Origin of the sequence: Paenibacillus sp. USDA918EY (assembly GCF_009870825.1) — a bacterium.
Lineage (GTDB): Bacteria > Bacillota > Bacilli > Paenibacillales > Paenibacillaceae > Paenibacillus_AQ > Paenibacillus_AQ albilobatus.
Map to the genome: position 1 here is coordinate 47,046 of NZ_WTWY01000025.1, position 19,888 is coordinate 66,933.

The window sequence follows — 19,888 nt, forward strand, 5'->3', positions numbered from 1 at the left end:
CATGGCTAAACTTCAAATTACCCTCGTCCGCAGTGTGATCGGTCGTCCTGAAACTCAGCGTACTACCGTGAAAACTCTCGGCTTGCGTAAAATCAACTCCAGCGTGGTGCACAACGACAATCCCGCGATTCGCGGTATGATCAACAAAGTAAGCCATCTGGTATCTGTAAAAGAAATTGAAGGTTAATCTCACAGGCAGATTAACCTACAAATATTAAGGAGGTGCAACGAACGATGAAGTTACATGAACTTACTTCTGCTGCGGGTTCCCGTAAAGACCGCAAGCGCGTAGGTCGCGGTACAAGTAGCGGTACGGGCAAAACATCCGGTCGCGGTCACAAAGGTCAAAACGCTCGTTCCGGCGGCGGTGTACGTCCTGGATTCGAGGGTGGCCAAAACCCGCTGTATCGTCGTTTGCCAAAACGTGGTTTTGTAAATCCTACCCGGAAAGAGTATGCGATTGTTAACATCGAGGAACTGAACAGCTTTGCAGAGGGCACAGAAGTTACTCCTGAAATTTTGGTGGAGAGCGGCGTAGTGAAAAACACGAAAAGCGGCATCAAAATTCTTGGCAACGGTGAAGTGACCGTGAAGTTGACTGTAAAAGCAAACAAGTTCTCTCAATCTGCGGTAGAGAAGATCGAGGCTGCCGGCGGTAAAACCGAGGTGATCTAATGTTTAAGACCCTGAAGAATATATGGCGGGTTGAGGACCTACGAAAAAGAATTTTGTTTACCTTGTTAGTGCTGATCATTTATCGTATTGGTTCATTCGTCCCTGTTCCTGGCGTCAATAAAGATGTCCTGGAACAGACGAATCAGCAAGGTTCAGAATTGTTTGGTCTCTTAAACACGTTCTCAGGGGGAGCACTGCATCAGTTCTCTATCTTTGCCCTCGGGATCGTGCCGTATATTACCTCGTCCATTATCGTGCAATTGCTCTCGATGGACGTGATTCCGAAGCTGGCCGAGTGGGCAAAACAAGGCGAGCACGGGAAAAAGAAATCGGCTCAATTGACCCGGTATGGTACGATCGTGTTGGGTCTCATCCAAGCATTTGCGATGTCCGTCGGTTTTAACCGTTTGTACGGTACGCAGATGATTCCCAACGCCACTTTCGTGGATTACTTGCTGATTGCGATCGTGTTAACGGCAGGTACCGCGTTCTTGATGTGGCTGGGTGAGCAAATTACGGAAAAAGGAATCGGCAACGGTATTTCCATCTTGATCTTCTCCGGGATTGTCGCCAACATTCCGACATATATCCGTTCTACGGCTCAATCCAATTTCATTCAAGAAGGCCAGGCCTTTATGAATACGCTGAAAACGGTGATCCTCCTGATTGTTATCGTGGCGATTATCGTGGGTGTCATCTACATCCAGCAGGCGATTCGTAAAATTCCTGTGCAATATGCCAAACGTGTGGTCGGTAACAAGATGTACGGTGGTCAGAATACGCACATCCCATTGAAAATCAATGCGGCCGGCGTTATTCCAGTCATCTTCGCCGTATCCCTGCTGCAGTTCCCTACCATTATCGCGGGCTTCTTTAACAAGTATCTTTGGGCCCAATGGATCCAAACAAACTTGAGATATGATTACCCTCTTGGTATGGTTCTGTATGTCCTGATGATCATCGGTTTCACGTTCTTCTACACCTTCGTGCAGATGAACCCGAACCAGATGGCAGACAACATGAAGAAAAACGGCGGCTATATCCCGGGCATTCGCCCAGGTAAAGCGACCGAGAAATATCTGACCCGCGTAATGTCCCGGCTTACCATGACCGGTGCACTTTTCCTGGCTGCTATTTCTCTCTTGCCGATCGGCCTCGGTACGCTGGCGCAATTGCCTAGCGCAGTTAAAATCGGGGGTACTTCATTTCTGATCGTCATCGGGGTTGCGCTCGATACGATGAAGACCATCGAAAGTCAGTTGATCAAACGCCACTACAAAGGTTTCATCAATAAATAAGTAATAGGTTCCGGTGAAGTCGTTTTGGCGCTTCCCGGCAACTTATTGCCTTGTTTCTTGTAAGGAGCAAGTCGGAGGGAGAGAGAAACGTGAACATACTATTCATGGGCCCTCCTGGGGCAGGGAAAGGAACGCAGGCAGAAGTCATTGTCAATGAATTCGGCATTCCCCACATTTCCACCGGCGATGCGTTTCGTCTGGCGATTAAACAGGGAACACCTATTGGGGTTAAAGCCAAAGAATACATGGACCAAGGGCTTTTGGTACCGGATGATGTCACGATCGGCATCGTGGAGGAACGTCTGCAGCAGTCCGATTGCGAAAAAGGTTTTTTATTGGACGGCTTTCCAAGAACTCTTTCGCAAGCGGAAGCGCTGGATGATATCCTAGGCAGACTGAATACCAAGCTGGATCATGTCATCAATCTGAAAGTGGACCGCGACAAGCTGCTCGCCCGCTTGACGGGACGGCGGATTTGCAAAAGCTGCGGCGCCACGTACCATGTGATCTTCAACCCTCCTAAACAGGAAGGTGTTTGTGATAAATGCGGAGGCGAGCTGTATCAGCGCTCGGATGACAACGAAGAGAGCGTCGGTACCCGTCTGGACGAATATATCAACAAAACAGCACCACTCCTTGCATTTTATGAGAACAAAGGTCTTTTGCGTCAGATCGATGGTGATCAAGAAATCGATGCGGTATCGAAAGAAATCGTATCGGTGCTGCGAGGTTAGTCGTAATGATCATTTGTAAGTCCGAAACGGAACTCGGCTTTATGCGGGAAGCAGGGCGAATCGTGGCGGAAACGCACCGTCTTATGGCAAAGCACATCGAACCGGGCATCACGACCGGGGAACTGGACGCTATTGCTGACCACTACATTCGCAGTCAGAATGCACTGCCGTCTTTTAAGGGCTACAATGGTTTTCCTGCCAGCATTTGCGCTTCAGTCAATGATCAGTTGGTGCACGGATTTCCCGGCAAACGCAAATTAAACGAAGGCGACATTGTTACGCTAGACATCGGTGCGCAGTACCGTGGTTACCATGGAGACTCCGCTTGGACCTATCCTGTAGGCAAGATCTCGGAGGAAGCCCAGCGTCTGCTGGACGTTACCGAACAATCTTTGTACGCAGGCTTGGAGCTTGTCAAACCAGATGTGCGCCTGTTCACGATCTCACATGCCATCCAACGCGTCATCGAAGACGCCGGCTTCTCGGTTGTTCGGGAGTATGTCGGACACGGAGTTGGGGCAGAACTGCATGAAGAACCGCAAATTCCGAACTTTGGCGTTCCGGACCGGGGCCCGCGGCTCAAACCCGGCATGGTGCTGGCGATTGAACCGATGGTCAATGCCGGATCCCGTTATGTCAAAACGCTGGAAGATAATTGGACGGTCGTTACGGTCGACGGTTCCTTGTGTGCCCATTTTGAGCATACGGTAGCCGTTACTGCCGATGGTCATGAAATTCTCACAAAACTCTGATATGTAGGTGATTGTTCTTGAGTCATCAAAGCACCCTGCAAATCGGCCAGATTGTGAAGATCCTGAAAGGCAAAGACGCCGGACAGGTGGCCGTGGTCGTATCCATCGAAGACAGCAGGTTCGTGTATATTGCGGACGGGAACAAACGGAAGTTTGATCAGAGAAAGAAGAAAAACCTTCTTCATCTGGAGCCCCAGTCCTTCATTAGCAGCGAGGTCGCAAACAGTTTAAATGAAAGCGGTCGGGTCACAAACGGAAAACTGCGTTATGCGGTGATGAAGTTTATGAAGTCCACCGAAACCCATGCTGAAGAGAAAGGAGACTGACTGTGGCCAAAGAGGATGTTATTGAAGTGGAAGGCACGGTCATCGAGCCGCTGCCGAACGCAACGTTCAAAGTTGAGCTTGAGAACGGTCATCAAATTCTTGCCCATGTTTCCGGTAAGCTGCGGATGCACTTTATCCGTATTCTGACAGGCGACAAAGTGGTCGTACAGCTATCGCCTTATGATTTAACCAAAGGCCGTATAACGTACCGCAAGTAAATTTTACCGTTTCTTTCATTAGGTTGCCCTGGATGTTATGATCCTATAGGGCGCTTGAAAATGTTTGACCGCAGGTTTACACTTGTAAAGTCCTGTTGATCTAAATATGAATTTGCTTCCTTCACGATGGGGGTAAATTCTCTGAAGAGAGTTTTGCGTAAAGCAAAGCTTTAGTCAATCCTTACGAAGCGAGTTTTGTTTTTTGCAAAACTTGAGGGAGGTAATTAACATGAAGGTAAGACCTTCTGTAAAGCCTATTTGCGAAAAATGCAAAGTCATTCGCCGCAAAGGGACTGTAATGGTTATCTGTGAAAATCCGAAGCACAAACAAAAACAAGGTTAAGAGAAGGGGGTGTAGCGTAAAATGGCTCGTATAGCTGGTGTGGATTTGCCACGTGACAAACGCGTTGAGATCGCCTTGACTTATATTTTCGGAATCGGTAAAACGACTTCCCAGAAAATTCTGAGCGAAACAGGCATCAATCCGGACACTCGTGTTCGTGATTTGACGGAAGATGAAGTCAGCAAACTGCGTGAAACGATCGACAAAACGGTTAAGGTTGAAGGTGACCTGCGTCGTGAAATTTCCTTGAATATTAAACGTCTCGTTGAGATCGGCTGCTATCGTGGAGTGCGTCATCGCCGCGGTCTGCCGGTTCGTGGACAACGTACTAAAACGAATGCTCGTACACGGAAAGGCCCTCGTCGTACTGTAGCGAACAAGAAGAAATAAGAAGGGGGGATAAAAGACAATGGCTAAACCGAAAAAAGTCGTACGTACTAAACGTCGTGACCGCAAAAATATTGAATCCGGAGTGGCTCATATCCGTTCCACGTTCAATAACACTATCGTAACGATTACGGATCCTCATGGAAACGCGATTTCCTGGGCAAGCTCCGGCGGCCTTGGATTCAAAGGTTCCCGTAAGTCGACTCCGTTCGCAGCTCAAATGGCTGCTGAATCCGCGGCTAAAGCTGCTATGGAACATGGAATGAAATCGGTAGAGGTTATGGTTAAAGGTCCAGGTGCTGGCCGTGAAGCAGCGATCCGCTCTTTGCAAGCTGCTGGTCTGGAAGTCAACCTGATCAAAGACGTAACTCCAGTTCCGCACAACGGTTGCCGCCCGCCTAAGCGTCGTCGTGTCTAATTGAAGCAAACCTGAGAAAATGTGGTATATTTCCGGCACAATCTGCTAATAATGGTTGTTTAGGCATACTACATGATAACACAAGGGTAAGGTAACAGTTTCAAATAGGAGCGACGCTTGAAGGAGGGGTACTTGCGTGATTGAAATCGAAAAGCCGAAAATTGAGACCGTAGACGTCAGTGAAGACGGGGCCTATGGCAAGTTTGTAGTAGAACCGCTTGAGCGTGGATATGGTACGACGTTGGGGAACTCCCTTCGCCGGATCCTTCTCTCCTCGCTGCCAGGCGCAGCCGTAACATCCGTCCAAATCGACGGCGTGCTGCACGAGTTCTCAACGGTTCCGGGCGTAATGGAAGACGTGACGGAAATTATTCTGAACCTGAAGGCTCTTTCCCTGAAAATTCATTCCGATGAGGAGAAAGTCCTCGAGATTGATGCAGAGGGCGAAGGAGTCGTGACGGCAGGAGACATCCGGGCGGACAGCGACGTTGAAATTCTCAACCCAGACCTGCATATTGCTACCATGGGGCCAGGTTCGAGACTTCACATGCGTATTTTTGCTAACCGCGGTCGTGGCTATGTCCAAGCAGATAAGAATAAACGTGATGATCAACCGATTGGCGTCATCCCGGTCGATTCTATCTATACCCCGATTAGCCGCGTCAACTATGGCGTGGAGAATACGCGGGTTGGTCAAGTGACCAACTACGACAAATTGACGCTTGAAATCTGGACTGATGGCAGCATTCGTCCGGAAGAGGCGGTAAGCCTCGGCGCCAAAATTTTGACCGAGCATTTGATGCTGTTCGTCGGCTTGACCGATGAAGCGAAAGATGCGGAAATCATGGTCGAAAAAGAAGAAGACAAAAAAGAAAAAGTGCTTGAAATGACGATCGAAGAGCTGGATCTCTCTGTTCGTTCCTACAACTGCCTCAAACGTGCCGGCATCAACACGGTACAAGAGCTGACTACCAAAACGGAAGAAGACATGATGAAAGTCCGCAACCTGGGCCGCAAGTCTTTGGAAGAAGTACAGGAAAAGCTCGAGGAACTTGGACTGGGACTTCGTACAGAAGAATAGCATCTTAGATTCGTTAGCGAAGGAGGGGAAAACATGGCATACCAAAAGTTGGGCCGCGATTCCAGCGCACGTAAAGCTTTGTTCCGTGACCTGGTAACCGACCTGTTCTTATATGAGCGCATTCAAACAACGGAAGCGAAGGCGAAGGAAGTCCGTTCCATCGCTGAGAAACTGATCACGAAAGCGAAGAAGGGTGACCTTCATGCTCGCCGTCAAGTGGCAGCATTCGTTCGTCGTGAAACGGTTGACGGAGAGCAAGACGCTATCCAAAAACTGTTCAGCGAGCTGGCTACCCGTTACGCTGAGCGTCCAGGCGGATACACTCGTATCCTGAAGCTCGGACCTCGCCGCGGTGATTCCGCGCCTATGGTTTATCTGGAACTGGTTGACCGCGCGTAAACAGGTGAGGATGGGGAAAGGGGGGAAGGAATCGCATGATTCTGATCGAACCCTTTTTTTCACGTCCGGGGCCTGAATACGGAATAAGATTGTTCTTATCCGCATAACAGGCCCCGATTCGTGTTCCATGAACAATACCTTGGAACGGCTTCGCCGTGAATTACGGCGGAGCCGTTTTATGTTTGCGCATCAAGCGGCGAGCCGTTCAAGTTCGTAGCAGACGCAAGTTCAGGAGGATGGGGAATGCGCAACATATGCATGAAAGTCAGCTATGACGGTACGAATTACAACGGTTTTCAAACGCAGCCGGATGGAAACGCCATTCAGGATCATTTGGAGAAGGCCATTAAAATGCTGACGGGCGAGCAGGTGAAGATACACGCATCGGGTCGCACGGACGCCGGCGTTCATGCGGTCGGTCAGGTGTTTCATTTTCATACGGAATCCCAAATTCCGGTGGAACGATGGTGCCTGGCGCTGAACTCCAGACTCCCTCACGACATTATGGTCACCGAGGCCAGGGAGGTTCCGCTCGATTTCCACTCCAGAAGGAACGCGAAGCGTAAGACGTACCGTTACACCATCAATGCCAATCAGTTCCCGGATCTGTTCCGCAGGAATACGGAACTCCATCATCCCGGCAGGCTGAATGTCGAGGCGATGTCCGAAGGACTGCAGCATTTGATTGGGACCCATGACTTTACTTCATTTGCTTCGCGCCACTCTACCAAGCCTTCTCATATTCGCACGGTATATGATGCCCATATCGAAAGGGATCAATCCATGTGCCGTCCGGGGACCCGGGATCAGGGCTTGATCCATGTCTATATTACGGGAAACGGTTTTCTGCAGCATATGGTCCGCATTATTGTGGGCACATTGCTGGAAGTGGGGAAAGGCCGAAAAAAGCCGGAGGATATCGCATCGATCCTGAAGGCGCAGAACCGGATGAAGGCTGGCCCGACGGCCGAATCGAAGGGGCTCATGTTATGGAACGTGGAATATGAGAATTTCGATTAAAAACATTGAAAATCGGCTTGCGATTTGTCTGCCTATACTGTAAAATAAAAGTTGTGTTTTCTTATGGCTCTCCCACAGCCCCCAGTAAGAAGACGACAAACTTAACATAACAAATTGACTTACTTTTGATAACAAAGATGAACGAAGATAAATGATTTTCGGACGATTACAAGGAGGAACTATTCATGCGTACCACCTATATGGCGAAGCCAAATGAAGTTGAGCGCACTTGGCACATCATCGATGCCGAAGGCAAAACGCTTGGACGTTTGGCGAGCGAAGCAGCTGCTTTGATCCGCGGCAAACACAAGCCACAATTCACACCTCACGTTGACGGCGGCGATTTCGTTGTCATCATCAACGCTGAGAAAATCCATTTGACAGGCAAAAAACTGCAAAATAAAAAATACTATCGTCACTCGCTGCATCCAGGCGGTCTGAAAGTGACCAACGCTCAAGACCTGCTGAACAGCAAACCTGAACGTGTATTGGAATCCGCTGTTCACGGCATGCTTCCTAAAACTCGCATGGGCGAAAAAATGAAGCTGAGATTGAAAGTATATGCAGGCACCGAACATCCACATGCAGCACAAAAACCAGAAGTTTACGAACTTCGCGGATAATTAAAAGGAGGACAAGTTTCATGGCACAAGTACAATACTATGGGACAGGTCGTCGTAAACATTCGGTAGCACGTGTTCGCCTTGTACCGGGTGAAGGACGCATCGTCATCAATAAACGCGACATCAACGAATATTTCGGTTTGGAAACCCTCAAACTGATCGTGAAGCAACCGCTGGCTCTGACTGAAACGATCGGACAATACGACGTGCTCGTCATCGCTAACGGCGGCGGCATCTCTGGTCAAGCAGGCGCAATCCGTCACGGCATCTCCCGTGCGTTGCTGAAAGCTGACCCAGAATTCCGTCCGGCTTTGAAAAAAGCGGGCTTCCTGACTCGTGACCCACGCATGAAAGAACGTAAAAAATACGGTCTCAAAGCGGCTCGTCGCGCGCCACAATTCTCGAAACGTTAATATTCCTTGTGTATCAAGGATTCAAAGCCTCTGGCCTTTACGGTCAGGGGCTTTTGTTTTTACCTCTAAATGTAGCTGAGACCACAAACTTTGCAGCCGTTTATTCCTTGACCGCCTTTCCAAGGGTGACTCCGAGTGCTGTTTTTTAATCAGCCCCAGTGTTATATCGTTTATGCTAGTTAAACGCGAATCATTAGATATATCTTGTTATGTCTTTGCCGCGTCGAGTTACACCTAAAAATTTGATATCGTCCCCTTTGAGTAGACAAGTGTATAAAAAACGCACTACAGTTTACTTGAAGGGGATTTTTCATGGGGAATTTCGGAGGGGTTTACACCAATTAGGAGGTTTCTTTCTTTTTTTCGAACCGTTCCTTTCGTTGTGCAGATATATAAGTGAAGGGGGGAGGAACATGGCAGTTGATCCGCAGGAGGTAGAGCGATTGGTATATGCGTACGGCAGCCGTGTTTACACTTTCTGCCGAAAGTTGACATGGAGCCAAGCGGACGCGGACGATTTGTATCAGCAGACCTTTCTCCGTGTACTCCATATGTCTATACAAATTGATCAATCGAATAATCCGGCCGGATTCTTAATGGCAGTGGCAGCGAGGATCTGGCATGATGAACGTAAAAAATATGCCCGGAGACAAAGAATTGCTCCCATCCAAGATGATGGTTCCGGCGAGTTAAACAATATATCCAGTTCAATATTTACGGATCACGAATTCGAAGAAAAGCAGCGCAATACTGAAGTGAGAAAGGCTGTTCAGGATTTGCCGGAAAAATTGCGCGTACCCATTTTGTTGTACTACATGAGTGATTTGCCAGTACATGAGATTGCAAAAGCTCTTCTAATCCCAGAAGGAACGGTAAAAAGCCGATTACATCAAGCGCGCCAGAAACTAAAAAAAGAATTGGGAGGGATACAGTATGACGGATAAACCTTTTTTGGAAGATGAGGTGGACGATCTGATACGGAGTTCGTTATTAACGGAGGAAACGCCTCATCCGGCTTTACAGGCTGCGCTTATTCATAAGATACACAGCCAGGAATCCAGTATTAACATGCCATGGTGGTTGCTTGCTGTGATTGGTGGAATGCAAACAGCGGCTGTTGTTGCAATGATTTGTTTTCTTCTGCCCGGATCATTGATTTCGTATTTGTCCATCATTTTTGGAGGTGGTTTGATCCTTTGCGCTAGCGTGCTGTCAGGATTCGTTCGAAAGGCATGGACGAGAAAGGATGTTGATTATTCATGTGGATCATAATTGGATTGGCTGGATTAGCTGTGCTCCTCGTTGTAACGGCAATGGTTGGTCTAGGATTTTGGACTTATCGCGATGCAAAATCACGCGGGCTTGAAGCAGGAATGTGGACTTTAATTGTGGTGCTGGTCCCCAACTTTATAGGACTGTTGTTGTATTTTCTTATTGGACGCAGGCAGCAGCAAACATTATGTCCTTCATGTGGATCTAAGACGCAGCAAGGGAAACCCTATTGCTCAACTTGTGGTGCCGCGATAGTACAAGGAGGGATGTCAATGATCACTTCAAAAAACAATAGCAAAAAGCCCCTGATATTTGCGCTTACATGTGTCGTATTGACATTTATTTTAATGATTTTCATTTCAGTTGCTAGTATTTACTTACAGCCGGAAATGTTTTCATCCAAAAATATTTCTGTTGTCAAGAATGAAACGAGGCTGCCAGGTGTTTGGAAGTTGTCCTTCTGGTACTTTGATGGAGAGAAAAGCCGGGCCATAGTCGTGAAAAATGGAACTCCAAGCGCTCTGAACGTCAGTGCCACAGTTGAAAAGGGTGCATTGGAAATGGGCGTTAGCGTGGATGGCAAAGAAGAAAAACGCATCTCGCTCAATGATATCGATTCAAACTATGTTTGGGATTTGAGCCATTATTCAGAAAACAGCAGAATTGTACTACGTCTATATGGGGATGCAGCTAAAGGAAAAGTGAACGTGAATTGGAATGATTAGTTGGAATTAAAGTACATCGACCCTTAGGTAAAAAATAAAGTCTCAAAGCGGCTCGTCGCGCGCCACAATTCTCGAAACGTTAATATTCCTTGTGTATCAAGGATTCAAAGCCTCTGGCCTTTACGGTCAGGGGCTTTTGTTTTGCTCGAACCTAGAAAAAGAACTGCCGATCGGCAGTTCATTGCGAGGGACCATCAAGGTCACTCATTTTGCAGAATATGTAATGCATCTTCCACGGAGTCGATTGCCCCGTACGCATTTTTTTTCATCAGCTGGGCATGGCAGCCGGGGCATTCGGCAAAAACCTCGCTGTACCCCAATCCGTCGTCATTTCGGCCGTCTTTCCACCATACGTTGATTTGTTCGCTTTCCTTGCCGCATTGGCTGCAGTATAACGACTGACCAAGCTGGTTCGAGGAAACAATCATTTTTTTCACCCCATTAAGTTTTAAAAAAGGAAATAGACCGAAGCGACCGATCTATTCCCGGATCCGACCCTTAACGCTGATAGCTTTGGTAGTTGTTCCCCATGCCGTATTGCTGCTGGCCGTATCCCGAGTACGTGTGGGTGCTGCTCTCCATTTGATGCGCCATGCTGGAGATTTGCTGCAGCTGCTGGATCGCCGTCTGATGGCCTTGCAGCGCGGTTTGGATCACTTGTGCGGCATGGCGTTCGCGCTGCGCAAGCTGTTCAAGCTGCATCGCGTTGCTTTCTTCCTGTCTCAGCAGCTGCTGGTATGCCTGCGACGCTTGTTGGGTTTGCTGAATCAGCTGCTGAACGATCTGAGTAATTTGCTGGCCTTGGTTGAATTGGTTCAAAGGAAATGCCTCCTTCAGAGTTGATGTAGTTTTGATCCCTTACGTATTGTTCCTTCAAGGGGCGGATGTTTATTCTTTTTTTTGGGTAAGACAATGTGCCCATTAGGCGGATTCATCATAGGATGTATCATCACTTGAACGGAGGGATCCTATCTTGCATCCTAATGCGCAACATAAACATCTGGCGTGGCATGAAACGATGGAATTGCATGAGCTCACCGCTGCCAGCTCCAACTATTTAATCGCAATGAAAATGCATGTTCATCATGTAACGGATCCGCATCTTCATGAACTTTACGAAGAAGCGATCCACATGACCGAAGGAAATATTAAAGACCTGCTTCATTTTTACTCCATGGCTCCAATGGCCACCAGAACCAACAAGAGTAAATCCGAGCATCACGACATGACGGGTTTTTACGCAGGCCACTTGCTCGCTTATCTTAAAACATTGATCCGAAGTTACGCCGGCGCCATTACCGAAACGGCTACGCCGCAGCTGAGGGAAACGTTCGTGAAGCAGCTGAACCATGCCATCAAGCTGCACGCGAAAGTATTCAACTTTATGTTGGAACGCGGTTTTTATCCGGCATATGATTTGCATAAGCTGCTTGAAAACGACAAGAAAAATGCCCAAAAAGCTCTGGAGATGTAATAAAAATGCCGTGACGAAGACCTTTCGCAATGAAAGGTCTCTTCCTTTTTACCCTCATTGGAGAGACCTCAATTCCTATTACAGGATTGACAACGAAAGATATTGCTATATACTGGATTTAAATCATATTAAACCGCTTGGTATTCACTGATTATTATTGCAATCATTATGATACGAAATTTTGGAAGGGGAGACATTCGCGATGAATTTGCTTGAAAAAGAAAAGTGGATTGAGGTTCAAGCCGCCGAGCTTGAGCATGCATCCGCCGAAGAGGTTATTCGAGTTGCCGTTGAGAAATTCCCGAACATCACGTTTGCCTGCAGTTTTGGCGCGGAAGACGTGGTATTGGTTGATATTTTACAAAAGGTTAGTCCGTCTACGGATATTTTTTACCTGGATACGGATTTTCACTTTAAGGAAACGTACGAGACCAAGGATCGTTTGGAATCCAAATATGGCATCCAGTTCGTGCGAGTGTCTCCCAAGCTGACGCCGGAAGAGCAGGAGGCCCGCCATGGGGCGGAATTGTGGAAAAGCGATCCGAACCAGTGCTGCAACATTCGTAAGGTCGAACCGCTGACCCGGATCCTTTCCCAATACGACGGCTGGATAACAGGCATCCGCAGGGATCAGGCTCCGACCCGGGCCAATGCCAAGAAAGTGGAATACGACCACAAATTCGGCCTGGTCAAATTCAACCCGATGGCCGACTGGACTTCCGACGACGTCTGGACATATATCCGCGAAAACCAAGTGCTGTACAATCCTCTCCATGACCGGAATTATCCCAGCATCGGATGCGAATATTGCACCCGCCAAGTTCAGCCTGGCGAAGATCCGAGAGCGGGACGCTGGTCCGGCTCCGAAAAGACGGAATGCGGGCTGCATCAATAAACATACGAAAAGGGGGAGACGGCAACATGACCGCAATACTTCCGCACGGCGGCAAGCTTGTGAACCGGTTTGCCGAAGGAAACGAACGGGAGGAGCTTTTGCAAGCTTCGCAGTTTTTAAAACAAATCCGTGTCAACAACTGGACGATTTCCGATCTGGATTTAATCGGCAACGGAGCATTTTCTCCGCTTGAAGGGTTTTTGAACGAAGAGGATTACCGTTCGGTCGTCCATACGATACGGTTAGCCGATGGCACGGTATGGAGCATACCTGTTACGTTGTCCGTCGACGAAACGACGGCAAAAGGTCTGACACTCGGGGAGCAAGTAGCCCTGACAGGGGCCGAGGACGGCGTCGTATACGCCATTTTGACCGTGCAAAGCATTTATGAGGCCGATCAGGAGGAAGAAGCCAGGAAGGTATTCAAAACGAGCGACCTTGAGCATCCCGGCGTGAAAAAGCTGTTTGAGCGTTCTCCGATTTACGTCGGTGGAAGCGTCAAGGTGCTCAACCGGCCGCAGCCGGCAAAATTCCGCGAATTTTATTTCGACCCGGCGCAAACAAGGGAACTTTTCCGGGAAAAGGGCTGGAAAACGGTTGTCGGCTTCCAAACCCGCAATCCCGTGCATCGGGCCCATGAATACATTCAGAAAACGGCGCTTGAAATCGTCGACGGCCTGTTCCTGAACCCGCTGGTCGGGGAGACGAAGTCGGACGACGTTCCAGCCGATGTACGCATGAAAAGCTATCTCGTTTTATTGGAGAATTATTATCCGAAGGACCGGACGTTTTTGGGCGTTTTTCCTGCCGCCATGCGTTACGCCGGCCCGAGGGAAGCCATTTTCCATGCGATGGTCCGCAAAAATTACGGATGCACCCATTTTATCGTCGGACGCGACCATGCCGGGGTAGGAGACTACTACGGAACCTATGAAGCGCAGGAAATCTTCTCGAACTTTACGCCCGAGGAGCTGGGCATTACGCCGCTGTTTTTCGAGCACAGCTTTTTCTGCCAAAAATGCGGCAACATGGCATCCAGCAAAACATGCCCGCATCCGAAGGAAGATCATTTGACGCTTTCCGGCACCAAAGTGCGCGGCCTGCTGCGCGACGGGCAGTGTCCTCCGCCGGAATTCACCCGTCCGGAGGTCGCCGAAGTGCTGATCGCCGGTATGCAAGCGCAAGTTACGCCTTAACGGTACTATTTGTCCACCTTCGCCCATATAGATGAGTAGAGTCGATATGGGAACGGAGGTGGATTTTTTATGTCCAAGCAGGGGCCTGGCAAACAGGTGCTGTGGATCCGGCTGAGCTCCATCAAAAAGCTCTTCATCGGCCTATGCCTTGCCGTCTTGTTTATCGCGGTAGCGACAATGAACATTCCTGCGGTAAAAACGGCGGGGCACTGGGGCCTTCCGCTGTCGGGAAAGGTCATCGTGCTGGATGCCGGGCACGGCGGTCCCGACGGTGGAGCGGTAAGCAAGCAGGGCGTGATCGAAAAGGACGTCAATCTGTCGATTGCCTTGTATCTCCGCGATTATTTGCAGCAGGCGGGGGCCGTCGTGTATATGACCCGGGAGGGGGACTACGACTTGGCCGGGGCGGACACGAAAGGGTATTCCAGGCGCAAAACGGAAGATTTGAAGCAGCGGGCCAAGATGATTGAAAATTCCAAGGCGGACCTGTTCCTCAGCATTCATTTGAACAGCTTCCCGGGCCGCTGGAGCGGCGCCCAGACGTTTTATTACCCGAACCATCCCGACAATAAGACGCTGGCCGTATTGATACAGGAAGAGATCAAACGCAACCTGGAAAACACCGATCGGGTCGCCAAAACCGTAAACCACGTTTACCTCCTCAAAACGGTCACGATGCCCGCGGCGCTGGTCGAAGTCGGCTTCCTGTCGCATCCGGAGGAGGCGCAGATGTTAAGGGACGAAGGATATCAGCGCAAGATGGCCGCTTCGGTATACAAAGGGATGCTGCGCTATTTATCGGGGGAAAAGGTGAATTTGTCGGCAGAAATGTAAGCGTTGATGGTATAATGACTTCTGGGGCGTATTCGCCGCGCGCGGATGCCAATATACAAAGCAGAGGTGCTGCCATTATGTTGTCTCGAGAGCAAGTTCAAGAGGTGCTACAGCCCATAGGCGAACCTGTTACCGGTCGAAGTCTCATGGAGCTGCAAATGATAAGAGATATCGTCGTGAAAGAAACCAGAGTTTCGCTTTCCGTCATTACATTGGATGACTATGGACAAGCGCTGGAAAACAAAATCCGCGAGCGTCTGCAGGCTGCCGGCGCTGAAGATGTGCACATTCGCATCCGTCCGGCCAATGAGCATGAACGCAGCAAAATTTTGGGGGACCACGAACGGAAGACGGATAAAGACAAGCTGGTGAAAGGACATGCCGCCGGTTTGGAGAGAAACGAGCTGCTGAACGATCCGGACGTGCATTTTATTGCGGTGGCGAGCGGCAAAGGGGGCGTCGGCAAATCGACGGTCACCGTCAACCTGGCCGCGGCGCTTGCCCGTCAAGGCAAACGAGTCGGACTGATCGATGCCGATATTTACGGTTTCAGCGTTCCGGACATGATGGGCATCGAAGAAGGTCCTGTCGTTGAGAACGAATTGATCGTTCCCGTCGAACGTTTTGGCGTTAAAGTCATGTCGATGGGCTTCTTCATCCGCGAAAACAGCCCGGTTGTCTGGCGTGGACCGATGCTCGGCAAAATGCTCCATCAATTTTTTGCCGACGTCAATTGGGGCGAGCTCGATTACCTGCTTCTCGATTTGCCGCCCGGAACCGGCGATATTGCGCTTGACGTTCATCAAATGCTTCCGCACAGCAAAGAAATCATCGTCACGACCCCGCATGCGACGGCCGCTTTTGTCGCAGCCCGCGCAGGGGCGATGGCGATTCAAACGAATCATGAAATTTTGGGCGTCGTGGAAAACATGGCTTATTACGAATGCTCCCATTGCGGGGAAAAGGATTTCGTGTTTGGCCGCGGCGGCGGCGGACAGCTTGCCGAAACGCTGCACACCGAACTTTTGGCCCAGCTTCCGCTTGGAGCGCCGGACAACCATATTTCCGAGCCTGATTTTTCGCCTTCGGTATACAAGTCCGAATCCGCCAGCGGACGGATTTATAACGAGCTGGCAGCCGGCATTATCGCCAAATGCGAGAAATAACCGTTTTGATCCAAGAAAAAAAGCCCCGTCATTCGGGGCTTTTGCCTTGTTATTTTCCGATTAGGAAGCATTGCCTGATCCGCCTTCGTCGGAATCGCCTGAATCCTTGTCTTTACTCCCTTTACCTCCGCCTTCTTTCCCTTTGCCGCCTTCTCCGCCTTCCTGGCCCTGGCCACCTTTTTCGACTTTCGGCTGAAGCTCCTGGGTGACGACGTTTTTCAGAAGCGACATTACTTCCATTTTGAACATCGGATTTTGCATCGCTTCCTGCATGACCGTCATCGATTGCTTCCGGTACTCGGGCGTTTTGGTCAGGTCGAGGAAACTTTTCATGACTTCGGGAGACTTCATGATATCGGAGATCGCTTTTTGATACGTCGGATCCTTGATCAACTGCATATGCAGCTGCTTGTTTTGCGAGCTGATCGCCTTGGCGAAATCGCCGGCAAACTGCGGATCGGTCATGATCTTCTCGAATTCCTTTTTATATTCCGGGGAGGTGATGGTATCCTTGACGGCCGTTCGGATTTGATCGGTTGCCTGCGTCGTCAACATTTGCATGCCGGGGCCACCGCCGGAGGAGCCTCCACCCCCGCCTTTTAGAGCGTCCTCGACGGCCTTTTTGCCTTCATCGCTTTTCAGGATGTCGACAACCATCGTTTTCATCTCTTTATAATCAGCCTGAGGCGGCGCGTAGCTCTGTTCGGATCCACAGCCTGAAAGTACGGTAGCAAGTCCGAATATGATTCCCCATATGCCTAAAACAGGCCATTTCATGAGCGTCACTCCTTTATTGGTAATCCTGCTTGTAGTATGCCGAGGTGAATTTCGAAATATGTCGATTGCGGGCATGGTTTTTTAATGTGAACGTTGGTAAAATAAAGTCTTGGGGGTGCAGACGATTTGAACTTGAAAAACTGGTCCAAGTTATTTTTGAAAACACTGCTTGTGGGAGCCGTAGTCTCCATCATCACCGGTTTTCTGCTGCCGTTCAGCAGGGAATCCATTTCCTTCAAGGATGTAAGCGATGTATTGTTTTACGTGCTTATCTTGTTCGGTTTTGGAGCGCTTACGAGCGTTTACTCACAGCTTGGCTTTTTTGCTTACATGATTTTGAATTATACGGCGATCGGTGTATTCCCGAAAAAAGCTTGGCAATACATACAGCTCGTTTTAGCAATATTGGCGCTGCTCGAAGTGGTGTTCTTCCGTTCCTTCGTCGGCCGGGAAAACAGCCAGATGGCGGATTTGCTGCTTGGTTTGGCGATATTGGTCGTGGCGGTTGCCGTCGCCTATTTTAAAGCCAGAGCCACCAACGCCACAGCATGGGTGCCAACCCTCTTTTTCATGATTGCGGTGACGATCGTCGAGATGGTGGGCGGCCTGAAAATCAATGAGAACAATGCCACAATCTTTATTGTGGTTCCGCTCCTCGCATGCAATGCATACCAGATTTTAATACTGCATAAAGTGCTGAAACCAAAAAAGAGCTAAGAAACTTAGCTCTTTTTTCTTTAAGCCTATAGCTCACGTTACATGCCGGCCGCATCGTCAAGGGCTTGCTGGAGCGTCGCCTGATCCTGCACTTCTTTTCCTTTGGCATCGGCCTGGGACAACAGATCGGAAACGGTGACAAATTCATAGCCTTGTTGCCGCAGCCGGTCGATAATGATCGGCAGCGCTTCGTGGGTTTGTTTGACGGAATCGCTCGCATGGAGAAGAACGATATCCCCAGGATGGGCTTTGCTGACGACGCGGTTCACGATATTGTCGACCCCGATGTTTTTCCAGTCCTGCGAGTCCGTATCCCACTGAATGACCTTGTAGTTCATGCTTTCGGCAATCTTGAGCACGCGTTTATCGAAATCGCCGTTCGGCAGGCGCAGCAGGGTGGGTTCCTTTCCCGTCAAATCGGTTAATATAGAGTTAGCCGTCATAAGCTGGGTCTTGATTTCTTCGTCGCTCAAGCTGCTGTAATTGACGTGCTTATGACCGTGGCTTCCGATTTCGAAGCCGGCCGTTTTGATTTTATTGACGATATCCGGATGGCTTTTGCTCCAAGGGGAAGAGAGGAAGAAGGTTGCCTTATTCACGCCTTTGTCTTTCAGAACGTTCAGAATGGGCTCGGCGCGCTTTTCGCCCCAGCTGATATCAAAGGTCAGGGCGATCACCTTTTTTTCCGTAGGAACGCTGTAAATGGCGGCTGGAGCCCCTTCGGAGAATACCGTTACGTTGTCTGACTCTACATAAATGATGCCGATCGCAAACAGTGCCGCGGCGAGGACGAAGAAAGTGCGTTTGATTTTGCGGCCGTTCAGCACATAAAAGAAAGAATTCATTGCGCTTGTCGCTCCTTTCCCACAATGGAAATGCTTGTTTACTTTACATAGTATGCTCGTACCAGCGAGTTATACCAGGAGGAGGTTAAGTATGCTGCGCCCTTCGGTGTTTCTGAAAGATTTGGGTTCGATCCGCAAAACTCTGCTGTTCGTCACGGCGTTGTTCGTTTTGGGCATCGTCGCGGGATGGTACAGCACGGGCGTCATGGCCGAGTTTATTGACCGGCAGATGGGAGGCATCCGCGACATCAGCGCAAACTTGAGCCAAACGTCCAATCCGAAGTGGAACTTTTTCGTGTTTATCTTTTTCAACAACAGCATCAAGGCGGTATTGATGATCTTTTTGGGCCTTTTCGCAGGCATACTGCCGATTTTGTTTTTGCTTGTCAACGGAATGGTCGTCGGATTCCTCGTTCATGCTTCGCTGGAGCAGGGGAGGAGCTTGTTCGATCTGGTCGTCAAAGGTCTGCTTCCCCACGGGATCATTGAAATACCGGCCATTATTATCGCCTGCGCTTTCGGGGTTCAGATGGGGCTGCTGTTGATTTCAAGCCTTGGCGGAAGCGGGAGGGGAGAACTTAAACGAAAATGGAGCGAAGGATTCCGACGGGCATGGACCGCATCGGTTTGGATCGTCATTTTGCTGTTTGTGGCCGCCATTATTGAAAGCACGGTTACCTATACGCTGATGAAAGGGTGAATAGGCGGAGTGCCTGTTCCCCGATTTTGGCCAAAACGCATTCATAAATTTCCCAAAATCTGTGCATAACATTAAAGCGGCAATATCGGGCAAAAGTTCAGGATGTTGCAAAATCCAAAGATATAGAAAATGCTTTAGTCGACAAGGAGGCCAAGCAACCATGCTGGGTATGCTTTTCAGCGATAAGGAATGCAAGGAACTGGATTACGTGCTTCGCAAAGAACTGGATGAAATGCTTTTTGATTTAAGCGATCAAAGATTGGATCTGGAAGTCAGAAACGCCATAGCCAGCCGATATCGAACGGTATTCCGCATGTATGCGAGATTCGCTCCCCCGAAAGAGTTGTCCAAATATGCGCGTAACAGCAAGCTGTCCCAGTTCAAACAATAAAATTGATTAAAATGCTTGACGTGAAGCGGGAACCTGTGATAAATTAATTTTCGCTTCGGTTTTAGTCAAATAAAACGGAAAGTTGCGAGACGTTGACGAAATTAAAACTTCGAAAAAAAGTTTTAAAAAAAGTCTTGCAAAACACCTAGTAAGTATGATATATTATAAAAGTCGCCGCTGAGATGCAGCGATGAACGAAACGAAAGAAT

Annotated in this window: 30 protein-coding genes; 26 read left to right on the forward strand and 4 right to left on the reverse strand. The window is 49.1% G+C overall.

Annotated features, from left to right (window positions below; genetic code table 11):
* Position 1 precedes the first annotated feature (1 nt).
* The 18 genes from rpmD (at position 2) to GQY55_RS29000 (ending at position 10,684) form a co-directional block, all read left to right on the forward strand.
* Complete coding sequence (gene rpmD / locus GQY55_RS28915) at positions 2-187, forward strand: 50S ribosomal protein L30 (RefSeq protein WP_160045387.1); 186 nt, start codon at positions 2-4, stop codon at positions 185-187.
* 47 nt (positions 188-234) lie between these two features.
* A complete protein-coding gene (gene rplO / locus GQY55_RS28920) occupies positions 235-675 on the forward strand; it encodes a 50S ribosomal protein L15 (protein WP_036712615.1) in 441 nt (146 codons plus the stop codon).
* Positions 675-1,973: a preprotein translocase subunit SecY gene (gene secY, locus GQY55_RS28925; protein WP_160045388.1), complete on the forward strand. Its 1,299-nt coding sequence runs from the start codon at positions 675-677 to the stop codon at positions 1,971-1,973. Before rplO ends, secY begins: the two co-directional genes overlap by 1 nt.
* Positions 1,974-2,062: 89 nt before the next feature.
* Entirely contained in the window at positions 2,063-2,707 is a 645-nt protein-coding gene (locus tag GQY55_RS28930) for an adenylate kinase (RefSeq protein WP_160045389.1), read from the forward strand.
* Positions 2,708-2,712: 5 nt separating this feature from the next.
* Positions 2,713-3,459, forward strand: coding sequence for a type I methionyl aminopeptidase (gene map / locus GQY55_RS28935; protein WP_160045390.1), 747 nt, complete (start codon positions 2,713-2,715; stop codon positions 3,457-3,459).
* An 11-nt stretch (positions 3,460-3,470) separates the two neighbouring features.
* Positions 3,471-3,785, forward strand: coding sequence for a KOW motif-containing protein (locus tag GQY55_RS28940; RefSeq protein ID WP_373309307.1), 315 nt, complete (start codon positions 3,471-3,473; stop codon positions 3,783-3,785).
* A gap of 2 nt (positions 3,786-3,787) precedes the next feature.
* Entirely contained in the window at positions 3,788-4,003 is a 216-nt protein-coding gene (gene infA / locus GQY55_RS28945; protein ID WP_006212898.1) for a translation initiation factor IF-1, read from the forward strand.
* A gap of 229 nt (positions 4,004-4,232) precedes the next feature.
* Positions 4,233-4,346, forward strand: coding sequence for a 50S ribosomal protein L36 (rpmJ, locus tag GQY55_RS28950; RefSeq protein ID WP_003322638.1), 114 nt, complete (start codon positions 4,233-4,235; stop codon positions 4,344-4,346).
* Between the two features lie 21 nt (positions 4,347-4,367).
* Positions 4,368-4,736 (forward strand): 30S ribosomal protein S13, encoded by a 369-nt coding sequence (gene rpsM / locus GQY55_RS28955; RefSeq protein ID WP_160045392.1) that lies wholly within the window; start codon positions 4,368-4,370, stop codon positions 4,734-4,736.
* A 19-nt stretch (positions 4,737-4,755) separates the two neighbouring features.
* Positions 4,756-5,151: a 30S ribosomal protein S11 gene (gene rpsK, locus GQY55_RS28960; RefSeq protein WP_127606489.1), complete on the forward strand. Its 396-nt coding sequence runs from the start codon at positions 4,756-4,758 to the stop codon at positions 5,149-5,151.
* 136 nt (positions 5,152-5,287) lie between these two features.
* Complete coding sequence (locus tag GQY55_RS28965; protein ID WP_127606487.1) at positions 5,288-6,232, forward strand: DNA-directed RNA polymerase subunit alpha; 945 nt, start codon at positions 5,288-5,290, stop codon at positions 6,230-6,232.
* Positions 6,233-6,265: 33 nt separating this feature from the next.
* Complete coding sequence (rplQ, locus tag GQY55_RS28970) at positions 6,266-6,631, forward strand: 50S ribosomal protein L17 (protein ID WP_036712632.1); 366 nt, start codon at positions 6,266-6,268, stop codon at positions 6,629-6,631.
* 243 nt (positions 6,632-6,874) lie between these two features.
* Positions 6,875-7,651 carry a tRNA pseudouridine(38-40) synthase TruA gene (truA, locus tag GQY55_RS28975; protein WP_160045393.1) on the forward strand — a complete coding sequence of 259 codons (777 nt, stop codon included), beginning with the start codon at positions 6,875-6,877 and terminating at the stop codon, positions 7,649-7,651.
* Positions 7,652-7,836: 185 nt separating this feature from the next.
* On the forward strand, positions 7,837-8,274 hold the full coding sequence (rplM, locus tag GQY55_RS28980; RefSeq protein WP_160045394.1) for a 50S ribosomal protein L13: 438 nt from the start codon (positions 7,837-7,839) through the stop codon (positions 8,272-8,274).
* Positions 8,275-8,294: 20 nt separating this feature from the next.
* Complete coding sequence (rpsI, locus tag GQY55_RS28985; protein WP_160045395.1) at positions 8,295-8,687, forward strand: 30S ribosomal protein S9; 393 nt, start codon at positions 8,295-8,297, stop codon at positions 8,685-8,687.
* 413 nt (positions 8,688-9,100) lie between these two features.
* Positions 9,101-9,631, forward strand: a complete 531-nt coding sequence (locus GQY55_RS28990) for an RNA polymerase sigma factor (RefSeq protein WP_160045396.1) — start codon at positions 9,101-9,103, stop codon at positions 9,629-9,631.
* Positions 9,621-9,959, forward strand: a complete 339-nt coding sequence (locus tag GQY55_RS28995) for a hypothetical protein (protein ID WP_160045397.1) — start codon at positions 9,621-9,623, stop codon at positions 9,957-9,959. Before GQY55_RS28990 ends, GQY55_RS28995 begins: the two co-directional genes overlap by 11 nt.
* A complete protein-coding gene (locus GQY55_RS29000) occupies positions 9,947-10,684 on the forward strand; it encodes a PLD nuclease N-terminal domain-containing protein (RefSeq protein WP_160045398.1) in 738 nt (245 codons plus the stop codon). The genes GQY55_RS28995 and GQY55_RS29000 overlap by 13 nt, the downstream gene beginning before the upstream one ends.
* 200 nt (positions 10,685-10,884) lie before the next feature.
* Here the strand turns inward: GQY55_RS29000 and GQY55_RS29005 are convergent, their stop codons facing one another.
* Positions 10,885-11,121, reverse strand: coding sequence for a hypothetical protein (locus tag GQY55_RS29005; protein WP_236575941.1), 237 nt, complete (start codon positions 11,119-11,121; stop codon positions 10,885-10,887).
* A 61-nt stretch (positions 11,122-11,182) separates the two neighbouring features.
* Complete coding sequence (locus GQY55_RS29010) at positions 11,183-11,503, reverse strand: hypothetical protein (protein WP_160045400.1); 321 nt, start codon at positions 11,501-11,503, stop codon at positions 11,183-11,185.
* Between the two features lie 151 nt (positions 11,504-11,654).
* On the opposite strand from GQY55_RS29010, the gene GQY55_RS29015 reads away from it, so the two are divergent.
* The 5 genes from GQY55_RS29015 (at position 11,655) to GQY55_RS29035 (ending at position 16,249) form a co-directional block, all read left to right on the forward strand.
* The gene (locus tag GQY55_RS29015) at positions 11,655-12,158 is read left to right on the forward strand and encodes a spore coat protein (RefSeq protein WP_373309308.1); all 504 of its coding nucleotides are present in this window, start codon (positions 11,655-11,657) and stop codon (positions 12,156-12,158) included.
* 202 nt (positions 12,159-12,360) lie between these two features.
* Positions 12,361-13,053, forward strand: coding sequence for a phosphoadenylyl-sulfate reductase (locus GQY55_RS29020; RefSeq protein ID WP_160045401.1), 693 nt, complete (start codon positions 12,361-12,363; stop codon positions 13,051-13,053).
* A 26-nt stretch (positions 13,054-13,079) separates the two neighbouring features.
* Entirely contained in the window at positions 13,080-14,249 is a 1,170-nt protein-coding gene (gene sat, locus GQY55_RS29025) for a sulfate adenylyltransferase (protein WP_160045402.1), read from the forward strand.
* Between the two features lie 69 nt (positions 14,250-14,318).
* Positions 14,319-15,083: an N-acetylmuramoyl-L-alanine amidase CwlD gene (gene cwlD / locus GQY55_RS29030; protein WP_160045403.1), complete on the forward strand. Its 765-nt coding sequence runs from the start codon at positions 14,319-14,321 to the stop codon at positions 15,081-15,083.
* A 77-nt stretch (positions 15,084-15,160) separates the two neighbouring features.
* Positions 15,161-16,249 carry an Mrp/NBP35 family ATP-binding protein gene (locus tag GQY55_RS29035; protein ID WP_160045404.1) on the forward strand — a complete coding sequence of 363 codons (1,089 nt, stop codon included), beginning with the start codon at positions 15,161-15,163 and terminating at the stop codon, positions 16,247-16,249.
* Positions 16,250-16,309: 60 nt separating this feature from the next.
* Here the strand turns inward: GQY55_RS29035 and gerD are convergent, their stop codons facing one another.
* Entirely contained in the window at positions 16,310-17,026 is a 717-nt protein-coding gene (gerD, locus tag GQY55_RS29040; protein WP_160045405.1) for a spore germination lipoprotein GerD, read from the reverse strand.
* Positions 17,027-17,152: 126 nt separating this feature from the next.
* Here gerD and GQY55_RS29045 point away from each other — a divergent pair, with 126 nt between their 5' ends.
* Positions 17,153-17,743, forward strand: coding sequence for a KinB-signaling pathway activation protein (locus tag GQY55_RS29045; RefSeq protein WP_160045406.1), 591 nt, complete (start codon positions 17,153-17,155; stop codon positions 17,741-17,743).
* A gap of 38 nt (positions 17,744-17,781) precedes the next feature.
* Here GQY55_RS29045 and pdaB read toward each other — a convergent pair whose 3' ends face one another.
* On the reverse strand, positions 17,782-18,588 hold the full coding sequence (pdaB, locus tag GQY55_RS29050; protein WP_160045407.1) for a polysaccharide deacetylase family sporulation protein PdaB: 807 nt from the start codon (positions 18,586-18,588) through the stop codon (positions 17,782-17,784).
* 91 nt (positions 18,589-18,679) lie between these two features.
* On the opposite strand from pdaB, the gene GQY55_RS29055 reads away from it, so the two are divergent.
* Positions 18,680-19,288 (forward strand): stage II sporulation protein M, encoded by a 609-nt coding sequence (locus tag GQY55_RS29055; protein ID WP_160045408.1) that lies wholly within the window; start codon positions 18,680-18,682, stop codon positions 19,286-19,288.
* Between the two features lie 160 nt (positions 19,289-19,448).
* Positions 19,449-19,679, forward strand: coding sequence for a hypothetical protein (locus GQY55_RS29060; RefSeq protein ID WP_160045409.1), 231 nt, complete (start codon positions 19,449-19,451; stop codon positions 19,677-19,679).
* The last annotated feature ends 209 nt before the right edge of the window (positions 19,680-19,888 follow it).

Coding starts and splice junctions, on each gene's coding strand:
- rpmD (WP_160045387.1), top strand. CDS start 2: ATGGCTAAACTTCAAATTACCCTCGTCCGCAGTGTGATCGGTCGTCCT.
- rplO (WP_036712615.1), top strand. CDS start 235: ATGAAGTTACATGAACTTACTTCTGCTGCGGGTTCCCGTAAAGACCGC.
- secY (WP_160045388.1), top strand. CDS start 675: ATGTTTAAGACCCTGAAGAATATATGGCGGGTTGAGGACCTACGAAAA.
- map (WP_160045390.1), top strand. CDS start 2,713: ATGATCATTTGTAAGTCCGAAACGGAACTCGGCTTTATGCGGGAAGCA.
- rpmJ (WP_003322638.1), top strand. CDS start 4,233: ATGAAGGTAAGACCTTCTGTAAAGCCTATTTGCGAAAAATGCAAAGTC.
- rpsM (WP_160045392.1), top strand. CDS start 4,368: ATGGCTCGTATAGCTGGTGTGGATTTGCCACGTGACAAACGCGTTGAG.
- rpsK (WP_127606489.1), top strand. CDS start 4,756: ATGGCTAAACCGAAAAAAGTCGTACGTACTAAACGTCGTGACCGCAAA.
- rplQ (WP_036712632.1), top strand. CDS start 6,266: ATGGCATACCAAAAGTTGGGCCGCGATTCCAGCGCACGTAAAGCTTTG.
- truA (WP_160045393.1), top strand. CDS start 6,875: ATGCGCAACATATGCATGAAAGTCAGCTATGACGGTACGAATTACAAC.
- rplM (WP_160045394.1), top strand. CDS start 7,837: ATGCGTACCACCTATATGGCGAAGCCAAATGAAGTTGAGCGCACTTGG.
- rpsI (WP_160045395.1), top strand. CDS start 8,295: ATGGCACAAGTACAATACTATGGGACAGGTCGTCGTAAACATTCGGTA.
- GQY55_RS28990 (WP_160045396.1), top strand. CDS start 9,101: ATGGCAGTTGATCCGCAGGAGGTAGAGCGATTGGTATATGCGTACGGC.
- GQY55_RS28995 (WP_160045397.1), top strand. CDS start 9,621: ATGACGGATAAACCTTTTTTGGAAGATGAGGTGGACGATCTGATACGG.
- GQY55_RS29000 (WP_160045398.1), top strand. CDS start 9,947: ATGTGGATCATAATTGGATTGGCTGGATTAGCTGTGCTCCTCGTTGTA.
- GQY55_RS29020 (WP_160045401.1), top strand. CDS start 12,361: ATGAATTTGCTTGAAAAAGAAAAGTGGATTGAGGTTCAAGCCGCCGAG.
- sat (WP_160045402.1), top strand. CDS start 13,080: ATGACCGCAATACTTCCGCACGGCGGCAAGCTTGTGAACCGGTTTGCC.
- cwlD (WP_160045403.1), top strand. CDS start 14,319: ATGTCCAAGCAGGGGCCTGGCAAACAGGTGCTGTGGATCCGGCTGAGC.
- GQY55_RS29035 (WP_160045404.1), top strand. CDS start 15,161: ATGTTGTCTCGAGAGCAAGTTCAAGAGGTGCTACAGCCCATAGGCGAA.
- gerD (WP_160045405.1), bottom strand. CDS start 17,026: ATGAAATGGCCTGTTTTAGGCATATGGGGAATCATATTCGGACTTGCT.
- pdaB (WP_160045407.1), bottom strand. CDS start 18,588: ATGAATTCTTTCTTTTATGTGCTGAACGGCCGCAAAATCAAACGCACT.
- GQY55_RS29055 (WP_160045408.1), top strand. CDS start 18,680: ATGCTGCGCCCTTCGGTGTTTCTGAAAGATTTGGGTTCGATCCGCAAA.
- GQY55_RS29060 (WP_160045409.1), top strand. CDS start 19,449: ATGCTGGGTATGCTTTTCAGCGATAAGGAATGCAAGGAACTGGATTAC.